Below are 11,698 nucleotides of genomic sequence, written 5' to 3'. Positions count from 1 at the left end.
GGCCCGCACGGGGGGAAAAGAGGCTCAGTACACAGCCGCCTCACTCAGGTACAGCGAGCTCTCCTTCGACACGCAGATGACCTCGCCGACGCGGTCGCGCAGCTGCGAGACCGCGGAATGGGGGAGTTTGTCGTCGGTGACGAGGGTGCTCACCGACTCCAGCGGCGCGATCTGGGACAGGCCGACCACACCCCACTTGGTGTTGTCGGCGATCACGACGAGGCGGCGCGCCGAGTCGACGAAGGCCCGGTTGGTCTCGGCCTCCAGCAGGTTGGGCGTGGTCAGGCCGGCCCGCTCGTCGATGCCGTGCACCCCCATGATCGTCATGTCCACGTGCAGCGAACGGATCGCGTGCACCGCGATCGGTCCGACGAGCCCGTCGGAGGGGGTGCGGATGCCGCCGGTGAGCACCACGGTCAGGTCGCGCCGGCCCTGCCCGTGCAGGACCTCGGCGACCTTGAGGGAGTTGGTCACCACGGTGAGGTTGGCGATCGCGGCCAGGTGGGTGGCCAGCGTCCACGTGGTGGTGCCCGCGGTGATCGCGATGGCCATGCCCGGCCGTACCAGCGACGCCGCCCGGGCCGCGATGGCCTGCTTCTCCGCGGTCTCCCGGACGCTCTTGGCCTCGAAGCCCGGCTCGTCGGCGGAGGCCGTGTCGACCACGGTCGCGCCGCCGTGCACCTTCGACAGCAGGCCCTTGCGGGCCATGACGTCCAGATCGCGCCGGATCGTCATGTCGGAAACACCCAGGATCTCGGTCAGGTTGGACACCCGCACCCCTCCGGTGCGGTGCAGTTCCTCCAGGATCCTGGCCTGGCGTTGCGGTGCGAGCACGGTTTCTTCCCCCCGTTGTGACCAGTGTCGATGACGCAGCCGACGCCGCCCCGCTGTCCCCCGCGACCCTCGGCGCCGTGGGGATCAGTGTCCGCCACCGGCGGGGACGAGTCAACGCAATCGAACGCATCGGTGTGGGTTTGTGTGCGGTTGCTCCGGGTCGGGTCGTCGGCCGGCCGGCGCCGGTGACCGGCGTCCCATCCGGGGCGGCCGGGGCGGCGCCCGGCGGGTGGCACGATGGATCGGTGCCCGAGACCGCCGATGCGCTGATCCCGGCGGCGACCACCGGCCCCCACGTCGACGCCACCACCCCCGTCCGCGCGGATCCCGTCGTGACCGCCGAGGACGTCGACCGGGCGGCGCGGCTGCTCGAGACGGTGGTCGTGCGGACCCCGCTGCAGCGCAGCGAGCGGCTGTCGGCGATGACCGGCGCCGAGATCTGGCTCAAGCGCGAGGACCTGCAGGTGGTCCGCTCGTACAAGCTGCGGGGCGCGTTCAACCTGATGAGCGGGCTCAGCCAGGACGAACGTGATGCCGGGGTGGTGTGCGCCAGCGCCGGCAACCACGCCCAGGGCTTCGCCTTCGCCTGCCGGACGCTGGGCATCTTCGGCCGGATCTACCTGCCCCGCAGCACCCCACGGCAGAAGCGTGACCGGATCCGCTTCCACGGCGGCGACTGGGTCGAGCTGGTGCTCATCGGGGCCACCTACGACGATGCCGCGGCCGCCGCGAAGGCCGACGCCGCGCAGAGCGGGGCCACGATGGTCGCCCCCTTCGACGATCCGCGGACCATCGCCGGGCAGGGCACCGTGGCCCGCGAGGTGCTCGACCAGCTCGGTGCCGCGCCGGACGTGGTCGTGATGCCCGTCGGCGGCGGTGGTCTGGCCGCCGGGATGGTGACCTACCTGCGTGCGCACGCCCCCGACGCGGAGCTGATCGGCGTCGAGCCGGCCGGGGCGGCGTCGATGACGGCCGCGCTACGGGCGGGGGAGCCGGTCACGCTGGCCGCCATCGACCCGTTCGTCGACGGCGCCGCCGTGCGCCGCGTCGGCGACGTCACCTTTCCCATCGTGGCGGCCGGCGGGACCCGGGTGCTGACCGTCGAGGAAGGCGCCATCTGCACCGAGATGCTGGCCCTGTACCAGACGGAGGGAATCATCGCCGAGCCCGCGGGAGCGCTGGCCAGCGCCGCTCTCGGTACCGCCAGCGACCCCGGAGTGGTCGTGGTCCGCCCCGGCAGCACGGTGGTCTGCGTGGTGTCCGGCGGCAACAACGACGTCTCCCGGTACGGCGAGATCCTCGAGCGCTCCCTGGTGCACGACGGACTCAAGCACTACTTCCTGGTGAACTTCCCCCAGGAGCCGGGCGCGCTGCGGCGCTTCCTCGACGGCGTGCTGGGTCCCGACGACGACGTGTCGCTGTTCGAGTACGTCAAGCGCAACAACCGCGAGACCGGTCCGGCACTGGTCGGGATCGAGCTCGGCTCGGCCGACGGACTGCCCTCGCTGCTGCGGCGGATGGCCGACAGTCCGCTGGAGATCGAGAAATTGGATCCCGGGTCCCCGACCTTCCGCTTCCTGACCTGACCCCGGTCGCGCCGCCGTCCGTACGCTGGGGACATGAGCGTCCTCTCGGTCCAGGACCTGGTGCTGCACCGCGACTTCGCCGCCGCGTTCCCCGAGCTGTCGATGCCGTGGACGGCCGAGACCGCACCCGATCCGGCGCTGCTGGTGCTCAACGAGCCGCTGGCCGCCGAGCTCGGGCTCGACCCGGCGGCGCTGCGCACCCCGGACGGGGTCCGGCTGCTGATCGGCAACACCGTGCCGCCGGGGGCGACCCCGGTGGCGCAGGCCTACGCCGGCCACCAGTTCGGCGGCTACTCGCCGCGCCTCGGTGACGGTCGGGCACTGCTGCTCGGGGAGATCACCGCGGTCGACGGCACGCGGCGCGATCTGCACCTCAAGGGCTCCGGACGGACGCCGTTCTCCCGCGGCGGCGACGGCCGGGCCGTCGTCGGTCCGATGCTGCGGGAGTACGTCGTCAGCGAGGCGATGCACGCCCTCGGGATCCCGACCACCCGGTCGCTGGCGGTGGTGGCCACCGGCCGGGCGGTGCAGCGCGAGGAGGTGCTGCCCGGCGCCGTCCTCACCCGGGTGGCGTCCAGCCACCTGCGGGTCGGCAGCTTCCAGTACGCCCGCGGCACCGGCGACGTGGCCCTGCTCCGGCGGCTGGCCGACGCCGCGATCCGCCGTCATCACCCGGCCGCGGCCGACGCGGACAACCCCTATCTGGCCCTGTTCGAGGCGGTACGCGACGTCCAGGCGTCGCTCATCGCCCGCTGGATGCTGGTCGGCTTCGTGCACGGCGTGATGAACACCGACAACATGACCCTCTCGGGCGAGACGATCGACTACGGCCCGTGCGCCTTCCTGGACGCCTTCGACCCGACGGCCAGTTTCAGCTCGATCGACACCGGAGGCCGCTACGCCTACCGCAACCAGCCGGTCATCGCCGAGTGGAACCTGGCCCGGTTCGCGGAGTCGCTGCTGCCGCTCATCGACGACGACGCCGACGCCGCGGTCGAACGGGCGGTCGCGTCACTGGGCGTGTTCCGCGAGCGGTACAGCGTCGCCTGGTCGGCGGGCGTGCGGGCCAAGCTCGGGCTGGCCGGCGCGCTGCCCGAGGGTGCGACCGCGCCGGTCGTGGACGAGCTGTTCCGCTCCCTCGAGCAGAGCCGTGTCGACCACACCCGGTTCTTCCGGCGGCTGTCGGGGGCCGTCCGGGGTGACGCGGAGCCGGTGCGCGAGCTGTTCGTCGACCTCGCCGGCTTCGACGCCTGGCTCGAGCGGTGGCGGGCCCTGAACCCCGACCCGGAGCTGATGGACCGCACCAACCCGGCGTACATCCCGCGCAACCACCTCGTCGAGGAGGCGCTCGACGCCGCGACCGGCGGCGACCTCGGACCGCTCGGGCCGTTGCTGGACGCGGTGACCCGGCCTTTCGACGAGCGGCCCGGACTCGAGCGGTACGCCGCGCCGGCGCCGGCGGAGTTCAGCGCCGGATTCCGGACGTTCTGCGGCACCTGACGCGCCCGGCGCCGGCCCGGCGGGGCACCGGAGGTGATCTCGACCATGCGCGCGGGTCGGAGCTGGCCCCCTCCCGACCCGCTCGGGAAGGATCAGCGGCGATCCTTCCCGACAGCGACGTCACCTGGAGCGCCCATGGCCTCGACCAGTCCCGGCTACTCGATCACCATCCGGGTGGCCGCGCCGCCCGTCATCGGCGCCACCGCGCAGCTCGCCTCCGCGGTGATCGAGGCCGGTGGCTCACTGACCGCCCTGGACGTCGTGGAGTCCGGTCGGCAGACCATCGTCGTCGACGTCACCTGCGACGCCCGGAGTGCCGGGCACGCCGTGGAGATCACCGACACCCTGCGCGCCCTGGACGGGTTCGAGGTCCGCACGGTCTCCGACCGGACGTTCCTGCTGCATCTCGGCGGCAAGATCGAGGTCACCCCCAAGGTCCCGCTGCGCCACCGCGACGACCTGTCCCGCGCCTACACGCCCGGGGTCGCCCGGGTGTGCCTGGCGATCGCGGAGAACCCGGCCGACGCCCGCCGCCTCACCATCAAGCGCAACACGGTCGCCGTCGTCACCGACGGCACCGCGGTGCTGGGACTGGGCGACATCGGACCGGCCGCGGCGCTGCCGGTGATGGAGGGCAAAGCGGCGCTGTTCAAGCAGTTCGGTGACGTCGACGCCTGGCCGGTCTGTCTGGACACCACCGACACCGACGCCATCGTCGAGATCGTGCGGGCCATCGCCCCGGTGTACGGCGGGATCAACCTGGAGGACATCTCCGCGCCGCGCTGCTTCGAGATCGAGCGGCGGCTGCGGGACCTGCTCGACATCCCGGTGTTCCACGACGACCAGCACGGCACCGCCATCGTGGTGCTCGCCGCGCTGACCAACGCGATGAAGGTGGTCGGGAAGGCGCCGGCCGACGTGAAGGTGGTGGTCAGCGGCGTCGGGGCGGCCGGGCACGCGATCATCCGGCTGCTGTCGGCACAGGGCTACGGGGACATCATCGGCTGTGACCGGCACGGCGCGGTCCGCCCCGACAACGCCGACCTGGACGAGTACCGCCGGTGGATCGCCGACCACACCAACCCCCGCGGACGGCAGGGCACCCTGGTCGAGGTGCTCGAGGGCGCCGACGTCTTCATCGGGGTGAGCGCGCCGAACCTGCTGACCGGTGACCACATCGCCACCATGGCGCCCGGGGCGATCGTCTTCGCGTTGGCCAACCCCGATCCGGAGGTCGATCCGTTCGCCGCCGCCCAACACGCCGCGATCGTGGCGACCGGCCGGTCGGACCATCCGAACCAGATCAACAACGTGCTCGCCTTCCCCGGCTTCTTCCGCGGGATGCTCGACGCCGGCACCCACACCATCACCGACGGGGCGATGATCGCCGCCGCCACGGCCATCGCCGACTGTGTGCGGCCGGGCGAGCTGAACGCCAACTACATCGTGCCGTCGGTGTTCGACGCCGACGTCGCGCCCGCGGTCGCCGCCGCCGTTGAGAAGGCGGCCACCGCGTGAGCGCACCGGTCGAGCTGCTCGCGACCTGCTGGACGCACTCCGGGGCGCTGCCGCTGCCCGGCGCCCACCTGAGCCCGTACGACCTGCGGACCCGGGCCGAGGCGGTGGCCCGCGCCGGCTACACCGGGATCGGTGTCACGATCGACGACCTCGAGGCGTCGCCGCTGCCGCTGGCCGATTTCGCCGTGCTGCTGGACGATCTCGGTCTGGTGCACCGCGAGGTCGAGCTGCTGGAGGACTGGTGGGCGACAGGGGAGCGACGCCGGACGTCCGACGCTGTCCGGTCGCGGCTGCTGGTCGCGGCGGAGGTGCTGGGCGCGCGGTCGATCAAGGTCGGCCCGGACGTCGTCCTGGACGACTCGCCGCTGCCGCCGCCGGCCGACGTCGCGCGGTGGGCGGCCGAGCTGCACACCCTGGCCGGTCAGGCCGCCGACGTCGGCAGCCGGATCGCCCTGGAGCCGTTGCCGTTCTCCAACGTGGCCGACTTCCGGCTGGCCGGTGAGCTGGTGCGGGCGGCCGACCACCCGGCGGCCGGGCTGACGGTGGACATCTGGCACGTGGAGCGGGGCCCGTCGACGCTCGCCGACGTGGCCGCGTTGCCGGCGGGATCGGTGTTCGTGGTGGAACTCAACGACGCCGGCACCCCGCAGGGCCACCTGTTCGACGACACCATCCGGCGCCGGGTGCTCCCCGGCGACGGGGTGTTCGACGTGGCCGGTTTCGTTCGGGTGCTCGCCGACGGCGGTTTCGCCGGGCCCTGGGGCGTGGAGATGCTGTCCGACGCACACCGGTCGCAGCCGCTGGACGAGGCGCTGGCGGCGGCCGCGGCCGGCACCCGGGCGGTGTTCGCCACGCTCTGAGGCGGCAGGCGCGGAACCGACGGCCGATCCCGCGGGTACCGCCGCAACGCGGGCACCGCCGGAACGCGGGCACCGCCGGGACGCGGGCACCGCCGGGACGCGGGCACCGCCGGGTCGCAGGCACCGCCGGGACGCAGGCACCGCGCCACATCGGCCGGTCCGGTCCGCTGCCCCGGCGCCGTCCACCGTGTCCGGGTCCGGCGCGCCGGGTACCGGACCCGCGACGGAGTGTGTCGGACGGAGGATCGCATGGTGGGACAGGACCGCGGATCAGCACGGCGGGTGGTCGTCGTCGGATCCGGCTTCGGAGGGTACGGCGCGGCGCGGGCGCTGCGCCGGCCGGCGCTGGACGTCACCCTGCTGTCCGCCACCGACGGGATGCTGTACGCGCCGCTGCTGCCGGACGTGGCGGTCGGTGCCGTGGACCCGCGCTCGGCGGTGGTGCCGCTGACCGGCACCCTCGGCGACGTCACCGTCGTCCGCGGACGGGCCCATCACGTCGACCTCGAGCGCCGCGTCGTGCGCTTCACCGGCCCCGACGACGCCGATCACGAGCTCGGCTACGACCGGCTGCTCCTGGCGCCCGGCGGCGTGACCCGGATGCTCGACATCCCCGGTCTGGCCGACCACGCCATCGGCCTGAAGACCGTCACGGAGGCGCTCTGGCTGCGTGACCACGTCCTCGGCCGGGTCGAGCTGGCGGCGGTGCTCCCGGCCGGACCGACCCGCACCGCCGCGCTGACCTTCGTCGTCGTCGGGGCCGGTTACGCGGGCACCGAGCTCACCGCGCAGATGGCCCGCTTGACCCGCCGGCTGCTCGCCGAGCGGCCCGGCCTGGACCCGGCCGACGCCCGCTGGCTGCTCGTCGACGTCGCGGAGGCCGTGATGCCGGAGCTGGGCGAGAGCCTCGGCGCCGACGCCCTGGCCCTGCTGCGGCGGCGCGGGGTGGACGTGCGGTTGGGCGTCAGCATCGAGTCGGTGACCGACGACGCGGTGACGCTGACCGACGGGGCCCGGCTGGACTGCAGCACCGTCGTCTGGTGTGCCGGGGTGACCGCGAACCCGCTGATCGCCACCCTGGGGCTGCCGACGGTCAAGGGCCGGCTGGTCGTGGACGCCGACCTGCGGGTGCCCGGGCACCCCGAGGTCTACGCCATCGGCGACGCGGCGGCGGTCCCCGACCTGACCAAGCCGGTCGACGACGACGGGCACCGGCCGCTGTGCCCGCCGACCGCGCAGCACGCCACCCGGCAGGCCACCGCGGCGGCACGGAACATCCGCGCGGACCTCGCCGGCGACCGGGTGACGCCGTACACGCACCACGACCTGGGCCTGGTGGTCGACCTCGGCGGGCCGGACGCCGCCGCCACCCCGCTCGGCATCCGGTTGAAGGGCCGGCCGGCCAAGGTCGTCACCCGCGGCTACCACCTGCTGGCGATGCCCACCCTGCGCCGCCGGGCCCGGGTCGCCGCCGACTGGCTGCTCACCGGCTCCCGTCCCGACGACGTCTCCTTCGGTGTGGTGGACCGTGAGGAGGCGCTGATCGCGCGCGCCGAGGGGGAGTGAGGGTGCCGCAGCGAGCGTGAGCGGGCGCCCGGCCGCTGGTCCCGGACCGGCCGCGTCCGGCGTGGGAATCGCCGGGATCCGGTGAGGTCCACGCCGCAGTGGCGGTGACGGGGGCCGACCCACGACGGTGGGCTCGACCCGCACCGAATCCGGTGATGACCACGCCGGGAGCCGACGTCCCGGTCGGGGGGTGAACAATCGAGCCATGACTCTCTCCACGCGCACCCTCGGCACCGGCGACGCGGCGCTCGTCGTCTCCACGATGGGCCTCGGCTGCATGGGCATGTCCGAGTTCTACGGCGACTCCGACGACGCCACGTCCACCGCGACCATCCGGCGCGCCCTCGACCTGGGCGTCACCCTGCTCGACACCGCCGACATGTACGGCCCGTTCGTCAACGAGGAACTCGTCGGCCGCGCGATCGCCGGCCGCCGCGACGAGGTCGTCGTGGCCACCAAGTTCGGCAACGTCCGTGATCCCGAGAACCCGACCGCCCGACGTATCGACGGCAGCCCGGCCTACGTGCACGCCGCCTGCGACGCGAGCCTCGCCCGGCTCGGGGTCGACCACATCGACCTGTACTACCAGCACCGGGTCGACAGGTCGGTGCCCATCGAGGACACCGTCGGGGCGATGGCCGAACTCGTCGCGGCCGGCAAGGTCCGGGCGATCGGCCTGTCGGAGGCGTCGGCGACGACCATCCGGCGCGCCGCCACGGTCCACCCGATCACCGCCCTGCAGACCGAGTACTCGCTGTGGACCCGGCACGTCGAGGACGAGATCCTGCCGCTGCTGCGAGAGCTCGGCACCGGGCTGGTCCCGTACGCGCCGCTCGGCCGGGGCATGCTGACCGGCGCGATCACCACCACCGCCGACCTCGCCCCGGACGACTTCCGCCGCCGCAACCCCCGGTTCACCGGCGACGCCCTCGAACACAACCTGTCCCTGGTCGCCGCGGTCCGCGCCCTGGCCGACCAGAAGGGGGTCACCGCCGGGCAGCTCGCGCTGGCGTGGGTGCTCGCTCAGGGCGACGACGTGGTGCCCATCCCCGGCACGAAGCGGATCGCCTACCTGGAGGAGAACGTGGCCGCCGCGGAGGTCACCCTCTCCGCCGAGGAGCTCGACGCACTGACGGCCGCGATCCCGCCGTCGGAGGTGCGCGGCGAGCGCTACCCGGACCTGTCGAGCATCGACCGCTGACCGCGGCGTTGGACGTCGACCTCAACAGCGACCTCGGCGAGGGCTACGGCGCCTGGACGCTGGGCGACGACGAGGCGATGCTCGGCGTGGTCAGCAGCGCCAACGTCGCGTGCGGCTTCCACGCCGGGGATCCACTCACCCTGCTCCGCACGGTGCAGGCCGCGGTCGAACGTGGTGTCGTGATCGGGGCGCAGGTCGGCTACCACGACCTCGTCGGTTTCGGCCGGCGGTTCGTCGACGTGGAGCCGGCGGCGTTGCGGGCCGACGTGCTGTACCAGATCGGCGCCCTGGACGGACTGGCCCGCTCCGTCGGTGGGCGGGTCGCCTACGTCAAACCCCACGGGGCGCTGTACAACGCGATCGTCCACCACGAACGGCAGGCCGCCGCCGTGGTCTCGGCGGTGGCGGCCTGGCCGGGTGGGCTGCCGGTGCTCGGGCTGCCGGGTTCGCGGTTCCTCACACTGGCGGCGGAGGCCGGTCTCCGGGTGGTGGGGGAAGCCTTCGCCGACCGCGCCTACACCGCCGACGGCACGCTGGTGCCGCGGGACCGGCCCGGCGCGGTGCTGCACGACCCGGCGGTGGTCGCCGACCGGGTGCGCCGGATGGTGCTCGACGGGATCGTGGACGACATCGACGGCCGACCGGTCGCCGTCACCGCCGGATCGGTGTGCGTGCACGGTGACACCCCGGGCGCGGTGGCGATGGCGCGGGCGGTACGGGAGGCGCTCGCAGCCGCCGACGTCGAGGTGGTGCCGTTCGCCGGCTGAGCTGCCCGGTCAGCGGGCCGCGGACGGATCGCCGGCGGCCCGGAGCTCGGCGATGCGGCGGCGGATGCGACCCGGCCGGACCAGCGTCCAGATCAGCAATCCCGCTCCCAGGACGACGAGGATCAGCGACCAGGTGTTGTCGAGGCTGTCGACCACGCCGAAGAGCAACGCGACGACGTAGAAGACCAGCGACGAGAACCGCTCGGCGCTCTCGTGGTCGAGCGTCCGCCGCAGCAACCGGATGGCGGCCGCCCGCCGCTCCGGGTCGGCGGGCACCGGTCCGCGGAACGCCTCGCGGCGGAAGTCGGACAGCTGCGACCGGTGCAGGGTGTCGACGTACGGGTCACCCGGCCCCATCGGCGGAACCGTCGGATCCACGGTCCGCCGCAGCAGGCCGGCGAGGACGCCCATCAGCGCGCCGACCCCGAGTCCGAGCACGACCAGATCGCGCACGGGCTGACCGTTGACCACCGCGACCAGCCCCAGCGCCGCCCCACCCAGCACGGCACCGAGCACCCCCGGCACCACCCACCGACGCACCGCGCTGCCGCCCATGCCCACCCACCCCCGTGACCGTGACGCGTCCGTGCGTCCAGGGGGACCATGCTGCCGGACCGTCGCGGCGGGCGGTGACGTCGTGCCCGGAGTGGTCACCGACCCCCGCGGCGGGGCAGCATGGCGGGAGTGACCTCGAACCGCCGCGCCCGTCTCGCGGTCAGTGTCCTGTTCCTGCTGGTCGGTCTGATGATCGGGAGCTGGGCCGCCCGCATCCCCGGCGTCCGGTCCCAGGTCGTGGTCGACGACGCGCAGTGGGGGCTGATCCTGCTGGCCGCGCCGCTGGGCACGCTGACCGCACTGGTGGTGGTCACCCGGTTGATCCCGCGCGTCGGCTCCCGGCTCCCCGCCCTGACCGGTGCGCTGCTGGTGCTGCTGGTGGTGCCCGCCACCACCGCCTCCCAGCAGGTCTGGGTGCTGATGACGTTGTTGCTGCTGCAGGGTTTCGCGGCCGGACTCGTGGTGACGCCGATGAACGCCCTGGCCGTCCACGTCGAACGGGCCGCCCGACGGCGCATCATGTCGACCTTCCACGCCTGCTTCAGCCTCGGTCAGCTCAGTGGCGCCGGGATCGGTGCGGCGGCCGCCGCGCTGGGGGTGAGCCCGGTGCGGCAACTGTTGCCCACCGCGCTGGTCATGCTGGTGGCCTTCGCCGCCACCCGGCGCTGGATCCCGCAGGACCGTCCCACGGCACCGCCGGTCCGGGCGGCGAAGGCCGCGGCCGGCCCGCGGACGATGACTCCGCAACTCGTCCTGCTCGCCGCGATCGCGCTGCTGTCGTCGATCAGCGAAGGGGCCGCGGTGCAGTGGAGCGCCCAGTACGGCGCGGTCACCGTCGGTGCCGGCGCGGGTGTCGGTGCGCTGGTGCTGAGCTGCTTCTCGATCGCGATGACCACGTCCCGGCTGTTCGGTGACCGCGTCGTCGGTCGGCTGGGACAGGTCCGCTTCATCCGCGCGTCGGCGCTCACCGCCGCCGTCGGGATGGCGGTCGGCCTGGGGGTCGGCACCACCTGGGGGGCCTTCGTGGGCTTCCTCCTGCTCGGCGTCGGCTGCGCCTGCCTGGTGCCGACCGTCTACGGCCTGGCCGGTAACCAGCCGGGACTGCCGCCCGGCCGTGGGGTGGCCGTGGTGTCGTTCGGGCAGTGGCCCGCCTACCTCGTGGGTCCCCCGCTGATCGGTGCGCTGGCCGGCCTGACCGGGCTCCGCGGGGCGCTCGGGGTCACGGTGGTCGCCGGCATCGCCGTGGCGGTGCTCGCCGGGCGGATCCACGAGCCGGACGTCGCCGTGCACCGCGCCTGATCCACGCCGGGA

Annotated in this window: 10 protein-coding genes; 8 read left to right on the top strand and 2 right to left on the bottom strand. The window is 73.8% G+C overall.

Annotated features, from left to right (window positions below):
• Nucleotides 1-24 precede the first annotated feature (24 nt).
• Entirely contained in the window at nucleotides 25-834 is an 810-nt protein-coding gene (locus DB033_RS13280) for a DeoR/GlpR family DNA-binding transcription regulator (RefSeq protein WP_111767098.1), read from the bottom strand.
• Between the two features lie 332 nt (nucleotides 835-1,166).
• On the opposite strand from DB033_RS13280, the gene ilvA reads away from it, so the two are divergent.
• The 7 genes from ilvA to DB033_RS13245 all read left to right on the top strand — a co-directional run bounded on the left by ilvA (nucleotide 1,167) and on the right by DB033_RS13245 (nucleotide 9,832).
• Entirely contained in the window at nucleotides 1,167-2,420 is a 1,254-nt protein-coding gene (gene ilvA / locus DB033_RS13275) for a threonine ammonia-lyase IlvA (protein ID WP_420814065.1), read from the top strand.
• 33 nt (nucleotides 2,421-2,453) lie between these two features.
• Nucleotides 2,454-3,920: a protein adenylyltransferase SelO gene (locus DB033_RS13270; RefSeq protein WP_111767097.1), complete on the top strand. Its 1,467-nt coding sequence runs from the start codon at nucleotides 2,454-2,456 to the stop codon at nucleotides 3,918-3,920.
• A 135-nt stretch (nucleotides 3,921-4,055) separates the two neighbouring features.
• Nucleotides 4,056-5,438: an NAD-dependent malic enzyme gene (locus DB033_RS13265; protein WP_111767096.1), complete on the top strand. Its 1,383-nt coding sequence runs from the start codon at nucleotides 4,056-4,058 to the stop codon at nucleotides 5,436-5,438.
• Nucleotides 5,435-6,298, top strand: a complete 864-nt coding sequence (locus DB033_RS13260) for a sugar phosphate isomerase/epimerase family protein (protein WP_111767095.1) — start codon at nucleotides 5,435-5,437, stop codon at nucleotides 6,296-6,298. The genes DB033_RS13265 and DB033_RS13260 overlap by 4 nt, the downstream gene beginning before the upstream one ends.
• Before the next feature lie 249 nt (nucleotides 6,299-6,547).
• Complete coding sequence (locus DB033_RS13255; protein ID WP_111767094.1) at nucleotides 6,548-7,864, top strand: NAD(P)/FAD-dependent oxidoreductase; 1,317 nt, start codon at nucleotides 6,548-6,550, stop codon at nucleotides 7,862-7,864.
• A 205-nt stretch (nucleotides 7,865-8,069) separates the two neighbouring features.
• Complete coding sequence (locus tag DB033_RS13250; protein WP_111767093.1) at nucleotides 8,070-9,065, top strand: aldo/keto reductase; 996 nt, start codon at nucleotides 8,070-8,072, stop codon at nucleotides 9,063-9,065.
• Between the two features lie 8 nt (nucleotides 9,066-9,073).
• The gene (locus DB033_RS13245; RefSeq protein ID WP_205843799.1) at nucleotides 9,074-9,832 is read left to right on the top strand and encodes a LamB/YcsF family protein; all 759 of its coding nucleotides are present in this window, start codon (nucleotides 9,074-9,076) and stop codon (nucleotides 9,830-9,832) included.
• Between the two features lie 9 nt (nucleotides 9,833-9,841).
• Here DB033_RS13245 and DB033_RS13240 read toward each other — a convergent pair whose 3' ends face one another.
• Nucleotides 9,842-10,387, bottom strand: a complete 546-nt coding sequence (locus DB033_RS13240) for a hypothetical protein (protein ID WP_111767092.1) — start codon at nucleotides 10,385-10,387, stop codon at nucleotides 9,842-9,844.
• 129 nt (nucleotides 10,388-10,516) lie between these two features.
• On the opposite strand from DB033_RS13240, the gene DB033_RS13235 reads away from it, so the two are divergent.
• A complete protein-coding gene (locus DB033_RS13235) occupies nucleotides 10,517-11,686 on the top strand; it encodes an MFS transporter (RefSeq protein WP_157970672.1) in 1,170 nt (389 codons plus the stop codon).
• Nucleotides 11,687-11,698 lie beyond the last annotated feature (12 nt).

The organism is Nakamurella deserti, from assembly GCF_003260015.1.
GTDB lineage: Bacteria > Actinomycetota > Actinomycetes > Mycobacteriales > Nakamurellaceae > Nakamurella > Nakamurella deserti.
Note: the sequence above shows the minus strand (reverse complement) of the source record. Positions and strands in the feature narration are given on the sequence as shown.